This is a genomic window from Rhizobium sp. 1399 (assembly GCF_031455475.1).
Taxonomy (GTDB): Bacteria; Pseudomonadota; Alphaproteobacteria; order Rhizobiales; family Rhizobiaceae; genus Rhizobium.
Genome location: NZ_JAVDSU010000002.1, coordinates 1,099,630 through 1,117,627, shown reverse-complemented (window position 1 = coordinate 1,117,627; position 17,998 = coordinate 1,099,630). Strand labels below are relative to the sequence as shown.

At 60.6% G+C, this 17,998-nt stretch carries 17 protein-coding genes; 14 read left to right on the top strand and 3 right to left on the bottom strand.

All coding sequences use genetic code 11. The features are described 5' to 3' along the window. A complete protein-coding gene (locus J2X71_RS11175) occupies positions 1 to 1,140 on the top strand; it encodes a helix-turn-helix transcriptional regulator (protein ID WP_029868575.1) in 1,140 nt (379 codons plus the stop codon). A 105-nt stretch (positions 1,141 to 1,245) separates the two neighbouring features. On the opposite strand, the gene J2X71_RS11170 is transcribed toward J2X71_RS11175, so the two are convergent. Then, positions 1,246 to 1,659, bottom strand: coding sequence for a cupin domain-containing protein (locus J2X71_RS11170; protein WP_029868574.1), 414 nt, complete (start codon positions 1,657 to 1,659; stop codon positions 1,246 to 1,248). Between the two features lie 259 nt (positions 1,660 to 1,918). On the opposite strand from J2X71_RS11170, the gene J2X71_RS11165 reads away from it, so the two are divergent. Beyond that, positions 1,919 to 3,109 carry an MFS transporter gene (locus tag J2X71_RS11165; RefSeq protein ID WP_310382115.1) on the top strand — a complete coding sequence of 397 codons (1,191 nt, stop codon included), beginning with the start codon at positions 1,919 to 1,921 and terminating at the stop codon, positions 3,107 to 3,109. A gap of 19 nt (positions 3,110 to 3,128) precedes the next feature. Here J2X71_RS11165 and J2X71_RS11160 read toward each other — a convergent pair whose 3' ends face one another. Continuing rightward, positions 3,129 to 4,154, bottom strand: coding sequence for a LacI family DNA-binding transcriptional regulator (locus J2X71_RS11160; protein ID WP_405049699.1), 1,026 nt, complete (start codon positions 4,152 to 4,154; stop codon positions 3,129 to 3,131). Positions 4,155 to 4,322: 168 nt separating this feature from the next. Here J2X71_RS11160 and J2X71_RS11155 point away from each other — a divergent pair, with 168 nt between their 5' ends. The 5 genes from J2X71_RS11155 (at position 4,323) to J2X71_RS11135 (ending at position 10,508) form a co-directional block, all read left to right on the top strand. Next, entirely contained in the window at positions 4,323 to 5,567 is a 1,245-nt protein-coding gene (locus J2X71_RS11155) for a sugar ABC transporter substrate-binding protein (protein ID WP_029868571.1), read from the top strand. 76 nt (positions 5,568 to 5,643) lie between these two features. Beyond that, the gene (locus J2X71_RS11150) at positions 5,644 to 6,570 is read left to right on the top strand and encodes a carbohydrate ABC transporter permease (RefSeq protein ID WP_051942136.1); all 927 of its coding nucleotides are present in this window, start codon (positions 5,644 to 5,646) and stop codon (positions 6,568 to 6,570) included. Between the two features lie 20 nt (positions 6,571 to 6,590). After that, positions 6,591 to 7,439 carry a carbohydrate ABC transporter permease gene (locus J2X71_RS11145; protein WP_029868568.1) on the top strand — a complete coding sequence of 283 codons (849 nt, stop codon included), beginning with the start codon at positions 6,591 to 6,593 and terminating at the stop codon, positions 7,437 to 7,439. A 29-nt stretch (positions 7,440 to 7,468) separates the two neighbouring features. Next, a complete protein-coding gene (locus J2X71_RS11140; RefSeq protein WP_310382114.1) occupies positions 7,469 to 9,400 on the top strand; it encodes a beta-L-arabinofuranosidase domain-containing protein in 1,932 nt (643 codons plus the stop codon). 10 nt (positions 9,401 to 9,410) lie between these two features. Beyond that, a complete protein-coding gene (locus J2X71_RS11135) occupies positions 9,411 to 10,508 on the top strand; it encodes a sn-glycerol-3-phosphate ABC transporter ATP-binding protein UgpC (RefSeq protein WP_310382113.1) in 1,098 nt (365 codons plus the stop codon). Positions 10,509 to 10,552: 44 nt separating this feature from the next. Here the strand turns inward: J2X71_RS11135 and J2X71_RS11130 are convergent, their stop codons facing one another. After that, positions 10,553 to 11,851 carry an alpha/beta fold hydrolase gene (locus tag J2X71_RS11130; protein ID WP_310382112.1) on the bottom strand — a complete coding sequence of 433 codons (1,299 nt, stop codon included), beginning with the start codon at positions 11,849 to 11,851 and terminating at the stop codon, positions 10,553 to 10,555. 96 nt (positions 11,852 to 11,947) lie between these two features. On the opposite strand from J2X71_RS11130, the gene J2X71_RS11125 reads away from it, so the two are divergent. From J2X71_RS11125 to J2X71_RS11095, 7 genes are all read left to right on the top strand, one after another. Beyond that, entirely contained in the window at positions 11,948 to 13,093 is a 1,146-nt protein-coding gene (locus J2X71_RS11125) for a Xaa-Pro peptidase family protein (protein ID WP_310382111.1), read from the top strand. Positions 13,094 to 13,360: 267 nt separating this feature from the next. Continuing rightward, the gene (gene phnF, locus J2X71_RS11120; protein ID WP_310382110.1) at positions 13,361 to 14,149 is read left to right on the top strand and encodes a phosphonate metabolism transcriptional regulator PhnF; all 789 of its coding nucleotides are present in this window, start codon (positions 13,361 to 13,363) and stop codon (positions 14,147 to 14,149) included. Beyond that, on the top strand, positions 14,142 to 14,600 hold the full coding sequence (locus J2X71_RS11115) for a phosphonate C-P lyase system protein PhnG (RefSeq protein ID WP_310382109.1): 459 nt from the start codon (positions 14,142 to 14,144) through the stop codon (positions 14,598 to 14,600). Before phnF ends, J2X71_RS11115 begins: the two co-directional genes overlap by 8 nt. Beyond that, positions 14,600 to 15,145, top strand: coding sequence for a phosphonate C-P lyase system protein PhnH (gene phnH, locus J2X71_RS11110; RefSeq protein ID WP_310382108.1), 546 nt, complete (start codon positions 14,600 to 14,602; stop codon positions 15,143 to 15,145). Before J2X71_RS11115 ends, phnH begins: the two co-directional genes overlap by 1 nt. Continuing rightward, positions 15,145 to 16,242, top strand: coding sequence for a carbon-phosphorus lyase complex subunit PhnI (locus tag J2X71_RS11105; RefSeq protein ID WP_310382107.1), 1,098 nt, complete (start codon positions 15,145 to 15,147; stop codon positions 16,240 to 16,242). The genes phnH and J2X71_RS11105 overlap by 1 nt, the downstream gene beginning before the upstream one ends. Beyond that, positions 16,239 to 17,153, top strand: coding sequence for an alpha-D-ribose 1-methylphosphonate 5-phosphate C-P-lyase PhnJ (locus J2X71_RS11100; protein WP_310382106.1), 915 nt, complete (start codon positions 16,239 to 16,241; stop codon positions 17,151 to 17,153). The genes J2X71_RS11105 and J2X71_RS11100 overlap by 4 nt, the downstream gene beginning before the upstream one ends. Then, on the top strand, positions 17,150 to 17,998 hold the full coding sequence (locus tag J2X71_RS11095) for an ATP-binding cassette domain-containing protein (RefSeq protein ID WP_310382105.1): 849 nt from the start codon (positions 17,150 to 17,152) through the stop codon (positions 17,996 to 17,998). The genes J2X71_RS11100 and J2X71_RS11095 overlap by 4 nt, the downstream gene beginning before the upstream one ends.

Genomic DNA, 17,998 nt, shown 5'->3' with positions numbered 1-17,998 from the left:
ATGGAGCATGCGGATATTGTCGATGCCATCTATCGGGCTTCCGTAAACATACAGTTGTGGTCCAGCACATTATGCTCGGTTGTCGACTATGTCGGGGCAACAGCCGGCAATATTGTCTATCAGGCCCCTGATGGAAAAAGCAGCTTTCTGATCCCCGGCCGGATGCGCGAAGATCTGAATGACCTTTATTTGCAGCATTACGCCGGCAATCCCTATGCAAAGGCGTTCGAGAAAGTTCAGCCGGATCAGGTGGCGATCGGCAATGAGCTCATCGATGATGCCGCCGTTCGGCGCACCGCATACTATGCCGACATCTGCGCGCCTCAAAATATCTACAATCAGCTCTTCGTTCCTCACGCCAGCCTGCACGAACGCGGCGGTATCGGCGGGGTAGCGCTTTTTCTCTCCAAGACCCAGGACACCGAAAACGCCCAGGCGGCCCGGAAGCTCCTGCAATTGACGCCGCATCTTTCCCGCTCGATAGAGCTTTCCCTTCATGTCGGAAGCATAAGACGAGAAGCCAGCCTTCTGCAGCGGCTGCTCGAGGCCCTGCCCGATGCGGCCATGCTGCTCGATGGCCAGGGCGAAATCGTCTTGCTGAATTCCGCCGCAGAAGACATCCTGAGACGGGGCGACGGCCTTTCCATCAACAGACATGAGCGCTCGGCGCTTCCAAGCGTTTCCAGCAGCTCCAAGGCTCTGGCTCATGCGATACGGCAAGCCATCGAAATCGCAACCGGAACCGCCACGCAATTGCAGGGCGCTGTCCAGATTCTCCGACCGTCGGGCCTGCCGCCCTACCTCGCGCAGGTCACTCCACTACCGCCAAATTCCTTCGTCGCATGGGACTCGGCAGATTCCGGCGCCCGCGTGCTTCTTCAGATCGTCGATGCAGAAAGCCGCGCCACCGGGCAGGCAGAGCAGCTTCGCAGCATCTTCAGCCTAACCGCCGCGGAAACGAAGGTGGCTGTGCTTGTCGGCTGCGGATTTTCGGTTCCAGAGACCGCGAGGATGCTTGCCCTGTCTCCCAACACCGTCAAAACACATACAGCAAGGCTCCTATCCAAGACGGGTGTGCGATCTCAAGCGGCATTTGCGCGACTGATGGCGTCCGTTCCCGCGCGGCCCGGCCGGCCCTAATCCCGTTTCCGTCGCAAAGTGATAACGAGAGGCATTGTAAGACCGAAAAATACGGGAAGGTGCTGAAGGGACATCCCCTTCCCGCTCAAAGCATCGACTTCTCGATCAGGGATCGGGCGTCGTCAGTTCCGTTTCCTTGGTATCGACGACGAATACGGCCAGAATTTTTGCCGGCTTCGTCTTGCTGGCATTCGCACTTACCAAGTGATGATCGCCGGGTACTTCGATCCAGTTCTCACCGGTTTTGAAGACCTTTTCCTTGCCGTCGTTCACCTTGCTTTTGATTTGACCCTCAATGACGGTCGCGTAGATGAAAGCACTCTTCGCGTGGGTATGCGCGGGATTATATCCGCCCGGCCCGTATTCAACGAGAACGCCGCGCATACTTTTGCCCGGGACGTTTGGCAATTCATGGTCGAAGACGACCGTGATCTTGGCATTGTGGGCCTTCTGGGCCGCGAAAGCCGGGGCTGCGGCAAGTGACAGCGCCAGCGCGGCAGTGGTCATGGACTTGAGCATCGTATCTTTCTCCTCTGAGGCTCGCTACGACCTGGGCAAGCTAAGTCCACGCACGAGGAAAGGTCAGATATACGATGGTTTAACGCGCTGCCCTCCGGCTGTGATGACACAGTCCACCAGTCTGTCGACAACTAGTTAAGGTTGTTGTTGCGGTTGCCGTCAACAAGATATATCTCGGAAATGCCACTCGAAATTGTCTTTTCTCGCCGTCGCTGCGATTGAGACCAAACTCCCGAACCGATCATCCCGGAGCGATCGAATGCATATCCAGCCGCAACACCGGATCTATGTCTGCTTCTTTCTCTTCGCCATTTCGATGGGAGCACTGCTTTCGCGCCTGCCCGACCTACAGGACGCCCTGGGCGTCAACAAGTCGGAACTCGGCCTCACGCTGATCGGCGCAGCGATCGGTGCGTTGATTTCCTTGACATTCGCGTCGCCGCTGATTGCGCACTTCGGCGCGCGCAAGACGGCGTTCCTGACGGTGCTCGGCACGTCCGCGCTACTGGCAACCATCCCCTGGGCCAATGCCGCCTGGCTGGTTTTCTTCATCCTCTTCTGTGAGGGCTTGCTGGCCGGCGCCCTGGAGATCAATCTCAATGTCGAGATCGATCGCATCGAAGCCCAACTCGGCCGCGGCGTGATGAACAGGGCACATGGCTTCTGGAGCCTTGGATTCTTCCTGACCGCACTCGTCGGCTCTGCCGTTCGTCAGGCGGGCGTGCCAATGCATCTGCATCTTGCGCTGACATTCGCTTTCGTCTTGATCGTCGGCATTGTCGTCATCTCGGGCATAGAGAATGCGCCGGCCCGTGCCGGAGTTGAGCATGTGGAAGGCCCAAGTATCGCGCTGCCGACATGGGGGCTGATGCCACTTTGCGTGATCGGCATTGCCGCCTTTCTGGTGGAAGGCGCAGGTATCGACTGGTCGGCGATCTATATGCGTGACACCTTCGCGGTCGAACCCTTTATCGGCGGCCTTGGGCTGACGCTGTTCACCTTTTTCATGGCGGTCGCCCGACTGTTCGTCGATCCGCAAGTCGACCGATTTGGCGCGCGCGCCGTCGCAACGTTTCTGCTGGTTCTCGCGGTGGTCGGGCTTTGCGCAGTCTGGCTTGCGCCACACCCCTATGTCGCGCTGTTCGGTTTTGCGCTGATGGGCGGCGGCTGCAGCGCGGTCTATCCGCTCGCCGTGTCTGCCGCGGCACAGCGAACTGATCGCCCAGCCCATCTCAATGTCGCAGCTCTCGGGCAGATGTCCTTCGTCGTCTTCTTCCTGGCTCCGCCCCTTCTCGGCTTTGTCGCCGAGCATGCCGGCATCAGAGTTTCCTACCTTGTCTGCCTGCCGATCATCGTCGCAGCCCTTTGTTTGACAAAGGCGTTGAAGCCGCGCGCCGTTGACAACAAGGAGGGTGCCGAGGACGAAGCCAGCCAGGCCGCATGCGGATAAATGGTCAGCCGTGCCGGCCTCAGGATTGATCGCCCTGGCCGGCAGACCGGCGAATGACGAGCGTACAGGGCAATCTCTCGACGCCAGGTTGGATCGGTTCACCTTTCGAGAGACCGAGGATCGCAAGCCCGGCCCTGTGACCGAGTTCCTTGAGTTCCATGTCAACGGTCGTGAGCGGCGGGCGTGTCTGCCGTGAGACGACTTCCCAATTGTCGAACCCTACGACCGCAACGTCGCCGGGGATGGAGACGTTTCTGTCGCGCAGCGCATCGATGACGCCGCGAGCGATCTCGTCGCTGCCACAGAAGATCGCATCCGGTTTGGCCCCGGATCGCGAGAATACCGTCTCGATCGCCGCATGCCCCCATTCTTCCGACCAGTCGCCGAACATGACCTCGGCCGTCGGCCCGACAAGCTGCCGGTAGGCCTCGGCGCGAATGCAGGCGGCGCGATAGTTCTGCTCGCCGGTAATATGCAGGATGCGCGACCGGCCGAGGCGCTGGAGATGTTCGACCGCCAGCCGCGCACCCTGAGCGTCATCGGGATGAAAACTGACGCTAAGTGCCGGTCCCTGCGCGAAGACATAGACGACCGGAATGCCCAATTGGGTCAATTCCGCCGGTGGTTCCAGGTCAATGCGCGTCGCGGTGAAGATGATGCCGTCGACCTGCCGGTCGCGCAGCGCTTCGAGATGCAGTCTTGCCAGCCTTGGATCGTTGTTGGTGGCGCAAAGGAAGAGGGAGACGCCATGATCGACCAGCACTTCCGACACGCCCGACGCCATCGGCAGGGTCAAGCGCCCGTACGTATCGTTGGTCAGCATGCCGATCGCATGGCTGCGCTTGGTCAACAACCCACGCGCGAGCGCATTCGGTCGAAATCCGATCTCCTCGGCGATCCGCCTCACCTTTTCGCGCGTTTCGGCATTGGTTCTTCCAGTGCCGTTCAACGCATTCGAAGCCGTTGAAATACTCACGCCCGCAGCCTTCGCCACGTCACGGATCGTATGCCGGCCGCCACCCGATTCCTTCAAATTCGCACCCATTCAACTGAGTTGTTAAAACCTTTTAGCAGAAATAAATTAGCTGATAAAAGGTTTTAACAAAAAGATGACCGTTTAATGCATACAGCCTGTCGACATGAAAAATTTTCTCCTTTAACGTCATCTTCGTCTCGAGGCAGAGGAGCCTCGCATAAGAGAAGGGGAACCCACATGTTACATTTGAAAACCACGATTGCCGCTGTTGCGCTGCTGGCGAGCTCTTCTCTCGCCAGCGCAGAAGAAATCACGCTATGGGTGCGCACATCTTCGGGTGCCGTGCTTCAGGGCCTGGCCGAAAAATACAATGCTTCGCATTCCGACAAGGTTAACGTCACCCAGATCACCGCCGAGCAGATGGTGCCGAAGCTCGGCGCCGCAATTGCCGGCGGCGCAGCCCCTGATGGCGCAGTCCTCGATCTGATCTACCTGCCGACCTTTGCGGCCAATGACAGCCTTGAGGACATCAGCGACTTCGTCAAGGGCCTGCCCTACTCGGCCGCACTCAGCCCGTCGCATATCCGCCTTGCTACCTATGACGGCAAGGTCTACGGCGTGCCGGCGCTGCCCGATGCCTCGATCATCGCCTACAACACCGAACTCTTCAAGAAGGCCGGCCTCGACCCGGACAAGGCTCCAGCCTCGCTCGAGGAGATTGCCGCCGATGCCAAGAAGATCCATGCGCTCGACAAGGAGACCTATGGCTTCTACTTTGTTGCCAATTCCGGCAGCTGGCTGATCTACGATTTCCTGCCGCATCTCTGGGCCGCCAATGCCGACGTGCTCTCCGATGACGGCCGCACGGCGACCGTCGATACACCGGCGCTGCGCGACACCATTGCTGCTTATCGTGACATGTGGAAGGAAGGCGCCATTCATCCGACCTCCCGTTCAGGCAACGGCAATAACGCCGTCGAAGCCTTCGCCTCCGGTAAGGTCGGCATCCTCATGACCGGTTCCTACATCGTCAACCTGCTGACCAGCAAATATCCCGACGTCAAGTTCGCCGTCGCTCCGATCCCTGGTCCTAAGGGCGGCGCATCGAGCTTTGCCGGCGGCGATACGGTGGCCCTCATCAAGGGCATCAGCGAGGAGAAGAAGAAGGTCGCGCTCGACTTCGTGAAATTCTACATGGAGCCCGAGCAGCAGGTCTACATTACCCAGGAATCCGGCATGCCGTCGCGCACGGATCTTGCCAAGGAAGCCTATGCCAAGTTCGACCCGCGCAACCTGATCGCCTATGATATCCTGGCAAAGGCGCGCACGCCCTATACCTTTTCCTCGGATGAACTGTTCGTCAGCCGCACCGGCCCGTTCCTCAACCTGATTCAGGGCACGATCTTCGGCGATGATGTCGACGGCTCGATCAAGAAGGCGCAGGACGACTTCACCAAGATCCTCGACCGCACCAATCCGTAATCGCGTCTCAAGCGGGGCGGCCTTCCGCCCCGCTCCTTCCGCGGATGCCGACGCGCGGTTTTGAAATCTTCGAGGAATGACAGTGGTCGACACGCCGACAACACACATAAAACAGCCGATCTCCGGAGAGCCGGAGCCGAAGGGCTGGCTAGGACTGGCCTTCATCTTGCCCGGCTTCCTGTTCATCCTGGTGCTGTTTCTCGTTCCGCTCGCCATGACGATATGGATGAGCTTCTACAACTGGCCGCTGCTTGGCCGGAAGAAATTCATCGGTCTTGCCAACTACGGCGAACTGCTGGGCGACATGCAGCTCTGGCATTCGCTGGGCTTCACGATGCTCTATACCGTGCTGGTGACGGCGGCAATCTTCGCCGTCGCCTTTCCCTTGGCGCTGCTCGTCGATCGCCCACTGCGCTCGGCCGGCTTTTTCCGCACCATCTTCTTCATGCCTGTCGTCATCGGTTTCGGCGCGGCCTCCACACTCTGGATGTGGCTGCTCAATCCTGACAGCGGCGTCTTCGCTCAGGTCCTGCGTGGCATAGGTCTCATCAGCTCGGCACCGCGCCCGCTCGAAAGCTTCTGGCCAGCGATGGCCGTGATCATCCTGATGGTCGTCTGGAAAACCGCAGGCTTCACCATGGTCATCCTGCTGACCGGCCTGCAGGGCATTTCCAACGATGTCATCGAGGCCGCCAAGATCGACGGCGCCAGCGTCTTCAGCCGGTTCCGCCGTATTACCCTGCCGCTGATGCGCAATTCGCTGGTGCTGGCTCTTGTCCTCAATGTCACCTCCTCGATGCTCGCCTTCGACCAATTCTTCATCATCACCCAGGGTGGGCCGGAAAACAGCACGATCTCGGCGGTGTTTTCCATCTACCTGGCGTCCTTCTCATCCTATCGGCTCGGCTACGGTTCGGCGCTCTCCTTCGCGCTGCTGATCGTGCTGGTCGCCATCAGCGCCATTCAATTCGTGCTGCTGCGCGAGCGCCCGGAGGAAGGCTAATGACCCTGACCCCATCCAAGATGAACACCAATCCGCGGGGCGGCCAGACGGGCTACCTGCTCTTCCTGCTGGCATCGATCCTGTTGGCGATCTTCTTCATCATGCCGATCGTCTGGTCGCTGGCGAATTCCTTCAAGCCGGCTGCCGAGGCGCTCGCCAACCCGGCTGCGCTGTTTTCCAAGACCTTCTCGCTGGAAAATTACCGGCGGCTCGAGAATGTCGGTGCCGGCTGGTATGTGTACGCTGCCAATTCGGTGATGATCGCAGTCGGCACGGTTGTGCTGACGGTGGTCGTCTCCGTGCCGGCCGGCTACGGCTTCTCCAAGTTCCGGTTTCCCGGCCAGTCGATCCTCTTCGTGCTGATCATGGCGACGATGATGATCCCGTTCCAGTCGATCCTGACACCGTTGTTCCTGATCCTGAAGCTCCTCGGGCTGCAGAACAACCTCTTCGGCCTGGTGCTGATCTACGTCACCTTCCAGCTGCCGTTTTCCGTCTTCATGATGCGCAATGCCTTTGATGCCGTGCCGAAGGCGCTGATCGAGGCGGCGCGCATCGATGGCGCCTCGCAGGCAACGATCCTGCGCCGCATCATGCTGCCGATTGCGCTGCCTGGCGTGGCGACGGTGGCGATGTTCGCCTTCCTCAATTCGTGGAACGAGTTCCTGGCCGCGCTCATCTTCCTGTCGGACCAGAACAAGTTCACGCTGCCGATCATGCTGGTGAACGTGTCCTCCGGCCTTTACGGCATCATCGACTGGGGTGCACTGCAGGCCGGTATCGTGGTGACCATGATCCCCTGCATCATCCTCTTCCTTCTTCTGCAACGCTATTATGTGCGCGGCCTGACGGCCGGCGCCGTGAAATGAGAAGCGGCCCGTCCGCTCAAGGAGTTCCCATGCCCATCGCCCAGAAATCACAGTCACGATCCCCGATCGACCGCTACCTGCCGGCCGACCATACCCGCGTCGCCTTCAATGGCGGCTTCTGGAAGAGCTGGACGGAAACCGTCCGCGACGTGACCATCCCCACCCAGCATATGCGGCTTGACGAGGAAGGCTTTCTCGAAGTGCTCGATTTCGACAAGCCGGCCGGTCCGTTGGCGCGGCCGATCCAGCCGAGTGGCCTGTCGATGCAGCATTTCTTCGATTCCGATTTCGGCAAGTGGATCGAGGCCGCGAGCTACACGCTGAAGAACAATCCGAATCCGGATATCGAGGCCAAGATCGACGCGATTGTCGAGAAGCTCGAACATGGCCAGATGACTGACGGCTACCTCAACAGCTGGTTCATCCGCCGCGAGCCGGAGAAGCGCTGGACCAATCTGCGCGACCTGCATGAAATGTATTCGATGGGCCATCTGCTGGAAGGCGCCGTCGCCTATTTCGAAGCGACCGGCAAGCGCCGCTTCCTTGACGTGATGATCCGTGCCGTCGATCATATCATCGACACGTTCGGCCGTGAGCCGGGCAAGCTGCGCGGCTACGACGCGCATGAGGAAATCGAGCTGGCGTTGGTCAAGCTCTACCGCGTCACCAAGGATCCCCGCCACCTTGATCTCGCCACCTATTTCGTCGACGAACGCGGCAAGATGCCCTCTTACTATGATGAAGAGGCGCGCAAGCGCGGCGAGGACCCGGCCAGCTATGTCTTCCAGACCTATGCCTACAGCCAGGCACACATGCCGGTGCGGGAACAGACGCAGGTAGTGGGTCACGCGGTGCGTGCCATGTATCTGTTCTCGGCCATGGCCGATCTCGCCTTCGAGAATGACGACGAGAACCTGAAGAGCGCCTGCGACCGGCTCTTCGACAATCTGGTGGGACGCCAGCTCTATGTCACCGGCGGCCTCGGCCCCTCGGCCTCGAACGAAGGCTTCACCAGGGAATACGACCTGCCGAACGAGACGGCCTATGCCGAGACCTGCGCTGCCGTGGCGCTCGGCTTCTTCAGCCACCGCATGGCGCAGATCGAGCTCGACAGCAAGTTCACCGACAAGCTCGAAACCGTGCTCTACAATGGCGCGCTTTCCGGCATCTCCCGCGACGGCGAACATTATTTCTATGAGAACGTGCTCGAAAGCCATGGTCAGAACCGCCGCTGGAAATGGCACTACTGCCCCTGCTGCCCGACCAATATCGCCCGTTTCATCACCTCGCTCGGTCAATATTTCTATTCGACCAAGGCCGATGAGGTTGCTGTCCACCTCTACGGCGAAAATGCCGCGGAGCTTACGGTCGGCAATTCCTTCCTGCGTCTGAAGCAGAAGACCGAATATCCCTGGAATGGCGATATCGGGATTTCGCTCGGCCTCGATCAGCCGAAGCGTTTCACGCTACGCCTGCGCATTCCCGGCTGGTGCCGCGATGCCAAGGCCTCCGTCAACGGCGAAGCAATCAAGCTGGATATCATCAAGGGTTATGCGGCCATCGAACGTGAATGGAAGGATGGCGACGAGGTTCGCCTCGCTTTCGACATGCCGGTCGATCGCCTCTATGCCCATCCGGCGGCAACGGATGACAATGGCCGCTTTGCGCTGCGGCGCGGCCCAGTGATCTTCTGCGTCGAGGAAGCCGATCTCGGCACGGAGCCGCAGCGGCTGAGGTTGCCCTTGCAGGGCGAGATTGCCGCAAATTTCGACGAAACGCTCCTCGGCGGCGCCACAGTTCTCGAAGGCGATGCGCTGGAAGCCGATGCCTCCGACTGGCAGAATTCGCTCTATCGCACCGAGCCGCCGGCGCTGAAGCCGCGGCGATTCAAGGCGATCCCCTACCATCTCTGGGCAAACCGAGAGCCGGGCGCAATGGCCGTCTGGCTGCACGAAAAGTAGGGAGATCACAATGGCACGCCTTGAACTGCGCAACGTGGTCAAATCCTACGGCATTTACGAAGCCGTGAGCGGCATCAACCTCGATATCGAGGACAACGAATTCGTCGTCTTCGTCGGCCCCTCCGGCTGCGGCAAATCGACGACGCTGCGCATGATTGCCGGACTGGAACACATCACCGGCGGCGATATTGTCATCGGCGATCAGGTCGTCAACCGGCTTGGCCCCGGCAAGCGCGACATTGCCATGGTGTTCCAGAACTACGCCCTTTATCCGCATATGAGTGTCAGGGAAAACATCTCCTTCTGCCTAGAGCAACAGAAGCTGCCGAAGGCGGAAATCGACGAGCGCATCAGCCGCGCGGCCGAGACGCTGCATATTACCGAACTCCTGTCGCGGCGCCCCGGCCAGCTCTCGGGCGGCCAGCGTCAGCGCGTCGCCATGGGTCGCGCCATCGTGCGCAATCCCAAGGTCTTCCTGTTCGACGAGCCGCTCTCTAATCTCGATGCCAAGCTGCGTGTGCAAATGCGCACCGAGATCAAGCGCCTGCACCAATTGCTGCCGACCACGACAGTCTATGTCACCCACGACCAGGTCGAGGCCATGACCATGGCCGATCGGGTCGTCGTCATGAATGGCGGCATCATCGAACAAGCCGGGCCGCCGCAGGAACTCTACCATCATCCCGTCAGCCAGTTCGTGGCCGGCTTCATCGGCTCGCCGTCGATGAATTTCCTCACTGCGATGCTTGAGGCCGAGGGAGATGGGCTGGTCGTCATCCTGGAAGACGGCAGCCGGCTTGCCGTTCCCGCGAACCGGTTTCAGGAGTATCAGTCGCATGCCGGTGAGGCGGTCATCTTCGGAATCCGGCCGGAATCGATATCAAGCCTGACGCCGAAACCCGGCTTTGAAACCATCGAGGCGAATGTCGACCTGGTGGAGCCGCTGGGGCCGGAAACGATGATCTATTTCGACATCGGCTCGGTCAGCATGTGCGCCAATGTCGATCCTGAGAGCGACCCACGCCCACGCACGAAAATGCCGCTCTCCTTTAACATGAATCGCATGCATCTCTTCGATCCCGTCGGCGGCAGGTCGCTTTCGGCCTGACGACGGCCTACGCGCGGACATAGCAAAGGTGGAAACCCCTCGGATCAACCGAGGGGGCCGCCGCGATCGCGCACCATCTGCCTTAGACGCGTGAAGACAGCGGCTGACTGGCGCACGCCGTCGTGTTCGAATTCGTTCGTCACCCAGGTCTTGATATTGCCGACATCGCGGGCGGTCGCGAGTGACAACTCAGCATCGACATACATGTCATCGAAATAGACCGCTGCGGCGACCGGGATCTCGCTTGATGCCAGCCGGACTGGATCGTAGAGCGGTTCGAAGCTATCGTAGCGCGCCAGCGCTTCCACCGCGTTGCGGAACGGCCGCAGCGAGCGGATTTCCTCGAACATCCACGGATACATCATCTCGCCGGTCAGATAGAGTGGCCGGCTCTCTTCGCCGAATTCGGCGAATTCCGACCGGATACGCTCCGCCGCCCAGCCGGTTGCACCCTTGCCCTGCCCGTAAATGCTTTCCTGCAACACGGCGAACATTGGATTTCCGTCATAGGAGGTCAGCGACATGACGGAGGCAAGGAAAGCATCGGAGAATTGCGTTTCCTCCGGATCGGAGAAGGCTTCGTCCACCAGCCAGTGTACGTTTTCGTAACCCGGCGCCATACCGAAATCGATGCCGATGGTCTGCAGCCTGCGCACTGTCAAGCGGTCCCCGTCAGACAGGCGCACATCATCGGCGGCAATGCGCTCGGCGATCCGAGCGATGCGGTCGCGATCGGCAGGATAGCGCTGGTAGTATTCCCGGTTCTTGGCAGCAACCCGCAGATAAGTGCGGCGATAAACCTCATCTGCCGTTGCCGAGAGCCCAGCCAGCCCGCCCGTGACATAGCAGGCAGCCAGCCCCTCCGGCGCCTGCGACAGATAAGTCAGCGTCAGGAAGCCGCCATAGCTCTGACCAAGCGTCTCCCAGCGCACGCCGCCGAACACGGTCTTCCGGAGATGCTCGCAATCGGCAATGATATTGTCGGCCCGAAAATGGCTGAGATAATCGGCTCCGGCCCTCCCGTCCGTAAAGGCAGCCATGGTGGCGCTCTCGATGCGGGTGCTTCTGCCCGTACCGCGCTGATCGAGCAGCACGACGCGGTAATTCTTGAGCGCCTCGCCGAGCCAGGACGGACCGCCGCCGACCGGTCGCGGCGACTTGCCGCCCGGGCCACCCTGCAGGAAGAGAAGGACAGGCAACTTTTCCTGCTTGCGTGCGGGATCGCAAACCTCGCGCGCGAAGACCTTGACCGAGGCGCCATCAGGCTTTTTCCAGTCGAGCGGCACGTCGACGAGATGGTCGCAGACATGAACGCCGGGGATCGTATATTCGCTGACGAGCATGATCAAATCCTGTGGAATGTTTGTCGACACACTGCCTACAATTGCCCTATGCTGGAATCAAGCATTCAATTTTGACAAAGATAACGGATATATAGCGTGTCTCTCCCGGTCTGGTCCCATCCCGTCGCAGCCATCACTGATGAAGAACGGCGCAACCGCCTGTCGCGCTTGCGCGAGCGCATGCAGGCGCATGGCATCGCCGCCACGCTGCTCGGCCCGACCGAGAGTCTACTCTATTTCACCGGCCTCGTCTGGCACCTGAGCGAGCGGCTGCTCGGCGCGGTCGTGACTGACGATAAACTCACTTACATCGTACCCGGTTTTGAGCGCAGCCGCGTCGAGACCCTGGCGCACCTGCCCGGTGAGATTGCCGTCTGGGAAGAAGAGGAAAGCCCTGCCGCATTGGTATCACGGCTCGTCGGTCCGTCCGGCAAGCTCGCGCTCGACGATGCATTGCCGCTTGCCTTCTATCACGCCTTTAACAGAGAGATGGCGGCGACCCGCCTTGTCGATGCAGGGCCTGTCATCCGCGCGCTACGCGCCATCAAATCGCCGGCTGAAATCGCCCTCATCCGGTATGCGATGGGTATCACGCTCGATATTCATCGCAAGGTCCACGACACTCTCGCGCCCGGCATAGCCGCCTCGGACGTTGCGCGCTTCATCGACCAGCAGCATCGCGCTGCCGGCGCCGATGGCGGCTCGACCTTCTGCATCGTCTCCTTTGGTGCGGCGACAGCACTGCCGCATGGGGCGGATGGCGAACAGATCCTGCAGGCGGGTGACGTCATTCTCGTCGATACGGGCTGCCGGATCGACGGTTATCATTCAGATCTGACACGCACCTATATGCTGGACGAGGGCAATCGCGAATTCGTACGCGCATGGGCAATCGAGCGTGAGGGCCAGCAGGCCGTTTTCGATGCGGCAAAACTCGGCACGCCCTGCGAAAGTCTGGACGTGGCCGCCCGCAACGTGTTTGTGCGGCATGGGCTCGGACCGGACTATCGCCTGCCCGGTCTGCCGCATCGCGCCGGCCATGGCCTTGGCCTCGAAATCCACGAGGCGCCCTATATCGTCCGCGGCAACGAAACAGCGCTGGCACCGGGCATGTGCTTCTCGAACGAGCCGATGGTCGTCTTCCCCGGCACATTCGGCGTTCGCCTCGAAGACCATATCTACATGACCGAAGATGGCCCGCACTGGTTCACGACGCCCGCGGAAAATCCCTACGCGGTCTGAATTTCGTTTCCCTCCCACGCCAAGTCATCTGGTGCCATCGGTTCTCCTGGCGTCGGACATGAACGCGACGCCGATATCGGATGGTGATCCGTCGGCAGCCTATTTGTACATCCGGTTTGTACATCCGGATCTTCCGGATCGGGCCTGCGCGACCGGTTCGCTTCAGTCAGCTAGTCAATCAGCGAAGAGTTCGTCCGTCGCTTACACAAAAGCGTCACCGACAGCCGCTATATTTAAGTCATCCGAATGAATTTTGGATTCATCCGAATGACTAATGAAGAACATTCGATCGAAGCAAGATCGCGGTCCGGCCACTGGCAGATCGTCGAGAAACAGATCAACAGGGATATCGCGTCAGGCGCGCTCCAGCCGGGAAGCCGCCTGCCGACGGAAACCGAAATCATGGAGCAGTTCCAGGTCGGCCGCCACAGCGTACGACGGGCTATCGCCGAGCTTGCTGCTGCCGGAAAGGTGCGGGTCGAGCAGGGGCGCGGTACCTTCGTGGAAGAGCACTCCGTCATCACCTACAATATCGCCCGGCGAACGCGCTTCCGCAAAAACCTTCTGGAACAAGGACGCGTTCCCTCCGGCCAGCCGGTCTCGGAGTTGGAGATCGTGGCGCCGCCGGGGATCTCCGCAGCACTAAAGCTCCCGGAGGGCGCAAAGGTCTACATGATCGCCCGCCGCGGCTTTGCCGACGATGTGCCGATCAGCCTCAGTCATTCCTACCATCCGGTCGAGCGCTTCCCGAACATGCACCTGCGCCGCCGCGCGGGTGAATCGGTCACCAGCATCTACGCTGCCTTCGGCATCCCCGACTATGTCAGGCAGAGCACCATGATCCTCACCCGCCGCGCGATTGGTGACGAAGCGCAGCTTCTTGCCCAGTCGCCCCAGCAGCCGGTGCTCGTCGTCCAGAAAACCGACGTCGACATGGAAGGCCGGCCAATCGCCTATTCCGAGACCGTCTGGGCCGGAGAACGCGTGCAATTCAGCATTGACAACGAGCCGGAGGATCGCGCTGCGACCACGGCGAAAGGACAGGACGATGAATGACACCATGGAAGCCGGCGCGCCCCCTGCCAGCTTCAACCATGCAAGCATGCTCGACATACTTGCCAGGGCGGATGCGGAAGGGATCAAAGCCGTTGCAGAGGAACTGCTCGATGACGTGGGAGCGGTTGAGGTTCTCGTGAACCGCACCGGCCTTGCGATGCTGCCCTACACTGACACCGTGCATAACACGGTCTTCCATCTCGGCGAAGTGCTGATGGCCGAGGCCCATATACGCCTGTCGGATCATGGCGTGGAAGGTTATGGCGCCGTCGTCGGGCGCGATCTCGAACACGCCATGGCGATCGCCGTCATCGATGCGAGTTTCGCAGGCAAGATCGGCAAGACCGGCATCGAGACCTTCCTGACCAGCGAACAGCGCCGCCAGATTCAGGACGACGATATCAGGCTGCGCAAGGTCGAAGCGACGCGCGTGCGCATGGAGACCTTCTGATGACACAGACCTTGCTCCTTCCGACTGATGAGGACATGCGCACGAACGCCACCTTCGATGCGCTGATGTGGGCACTTGCCCGTCCCGGCCGCGTCCAGCCCCTGCCCTTTCAGGGCCTTCTTGCGCTGGCCGAAAGCCTGCTCGACCGCGAATGCAGCTTCTTCTGCACCGATGAGAGATTGAAGGCAGAGATTGTCGGGACCGGCGCCAATGCCGTTGCCCTGCATCAGGCGGAATATGTCTTCGCATCGATCGGCGACCGCGCCGAAGTCTCCGCGCTTTCGGTAATGCTCAGCGGCAATCTGCTCTATCCAGATGCCTCCGCAACGATTTTCGCGCCGGCCATCATCGGATCGGGAACGAGGCTTCGCCTGACAGGCCCCGGCGTCAACGGTTCCATCGATATCGCGGTCGGCGGCGTGCATCCGGATTTCTGGGCGCTGCGCGCCGAAGCCACCCACTATCCGCTCGGCTGGGACATCTATCTAGCCGACGGCGCAAGCCTGATCGGCATTCCCCGCTCCACCAAGATAGAGGTGCTCTGATGGCCTATGTTGCAACACGTGGCGGAGAACACGCCATTGAACAGTCCGAGCGCTTCTATCGCGAAGAACTCGGACAGATCGACAAGGCCCGTGTCGACGCGATCGGCGAGAGCCTGCCTTACTTGGTCGACCGCGTGATGGGCGAAGCCTCGCTTTACGCGCCGGAGCTTGCCGCATTGGCGCTGGCCCAGTCCGGCGGCGACCTCTACGAGGCAGTGCTGCTGCTGCGCGCCTATCGCACCACCCAGCCGCGCCTGACGATTGCTGAACCGGTGCGCCAGCGGGATCTCTTTACAGTGCGGCGTATTTCGGCAGCCTTCAAGGATATTCCAGGCGGCCAGATCCTCGGGCCGACGCTCGATTATTCGCACCGTCTGCTGAATGTCGATGTGCTGAACGGCGCGACCTTCGTTCCAGAACCGGTGGAAGCCGCAAAGACACCCGCACCCGCCACCCAGCCGTCGCTCACCGACTGGCAGAAGGCGCAGGGCCTGATCGAGGAGACATCAACGGAAGACGTACCGCTCGACGAGATCCCCGATGTGACGCGCGAGCCGCTGCTCTTTCCGGCAAGCCGCGCCCACAAGCTGCAGAGTCTGGCGCGTGCCGATACCGGCGGGACGCTGGCGCTCGGCTACTCGACCATGCGCGGTTATGGCAGCGTGCATCCGACCGTCAACGAATTGCGGCTCGCCGAAGCCGAAGTGCGCATCCGCCATCCGCGCGGCACGCTCTTCAGCGCCGGACGCGTGCGCGTCAGCCAAACGGAGGTCATCTCCAAGAGCAAGGGCCTCGAACTCGGCTTTTCCGCCACGTTCGGCTGGAACGAGGTGAAGGTCATTGCCGCCGCCTCGCTCGATCTCGCCTCCAATCAGCCCAATCCCCATCCGGCCTCGAATGAGGAATTCGTCCTCTACCATACGGAACCCGTCGAAAGCTCGGGCTTCTGCATCCACTTCAAGCTGCCGCATTACGTGACCTTCCAGTCGAGCCTCGATGCTATCAGGCGCGTCAAAGCCGACAAGGCAGCCAATGAAACCGGCGCACCGCAGGACGGCGCCGTCAAGCAGGCCGAACTCGAAAAGGCAATGCCGTGAAACTTGATCAACTGACAAAACCCTGGGCGGCCTTCAGCTATGGCTTCCTGGACGAATCCGCCAAGCGCGAGATGCGCCGCCGCATCCTCAAAGCCATCGCCATTCCCGGTTATCAGGTGCCCTATGCCAGCCGCGAAGTGCCGATTGCCCGCGGTTGGGGAACCGGCGGCCTGCAGGTGACGCTGACGCTCCTGAAGCCGACATCCGTCGTCAAGGTCATCGATCAGGGTGCCGACGATTCGGTCAATGCCAGCAGCATCCGCAAGTTCCTGCGCCGGGTTAGCTCGGCCCGGGAGACATTGGATACGCTGGAGGCAGACATCATCCAGTCGCGCCACCGCATCCCAGAAGAGAAGCTGCGCGAGGACCAGATCCTCGTGCTGCAGGTTCCCAATCCCGAACCGCTGCGGCCTGTCCAGCCGGACATGTCAGAAGCGCGTATCATGCATGGTGATGCCGATTACGGCCAGCTCTGGTTGACCCTCTACGAGCAGCTGGTGCGCTCCGGCCGGATCATGCAAGGTTCCAGCTATCCGAGCATGGTCAATGGTCGCCATGTGATGACCCCTTCGCCGATCCCGCGCTGGGATGTGCCGAAGATGAACCAGGCGGCGAACCTCACCATCCTCTCGGCCGGCCGCGAAAAGCGCATCCATGCCGTGCCACCCTACACGCGCGTCGAACCGCTTGTATTCGACGACGTGCCCTACCGGGTCGAGGATCATGCTGACAAGATTTGTCACCGCAGCGGCGTAACAGGCTATTTCATGAACGAACTACCGCAGGATGATGGCTCCTCCACCTTCCAGGTTTCCGACAGCCAGTATGGCGTCAAGCATATCCGCAAGCAGGACGGCGAGACCGTTGCCATCGGCGAAACCTATTACAAGCAAGGCAAGATCGAGCAATGAGCGCCGCCCCCCTTTCCGCCTCCAATCTTTCTGCCGCAAATCTTTCGGCATCCGGGCGCCAGCCGCCGCGGCTGATGCTGTCCTCGCCGATCCTGACGATGAACGGCATTCGCAAGAGCTTCGGCGAGGTGCAGGCACTGCGTGGCGTCGATGTGACTGTCTATCCGGGCGAAGTGCTCGGGATCGTCGGCGAATCCGGTTCCGGCAAATCGACTTTGCTCAGGATGATGAACCTAGAAGACCGGCCGGATGACGGTGAATACAGGCTGGCGCTTCCCGGCCGTGAGGATCTGAACCTCTTCACGCTCGACCGTTTCGAGCGGCGCATGCTGCGGGCGCGCCATATCGGTATTGTCTACCAGAACCCGCATCTTGGTTTGAGGATGAACCATACGAGCAGCGGAAATGTCGCCGAGCGGCTGCTGATTGCCGGCGAGCGGAATTTCGCAACGCTTCGCGCCCGCGCCAAGGGCGCACTCGATGCCTCGGAATTTCCAGTCGCGCGCATGGATGCCCGTCCCGCGGAACTCTCGGGCGGCATGCAGCAGCGCGTGCAGCTTGCCAAGGCGATTGCGCTCGAACCGGCGCTTCTGCTGCTCGACGAACCTACCACGGGGCTCGATGTCAGCGTCCAGGCGCTGGTGCTCGACACGCTGAAGCGGCTGCAGCGCGAACGCCGGATCACCATCGTCATCGTTTCGCATGATCTCGGTGTTATCCGCACGATGGCAGATCGTGTGATGGTGATGCGTAACGGCGAAGCCGTCGAAGAGGGGCTCGCCGACCAGATCTTCCAGGATCCGCAGCATGAATATACCCAGCAGCTCGTGCATGCGAAGCTTTGA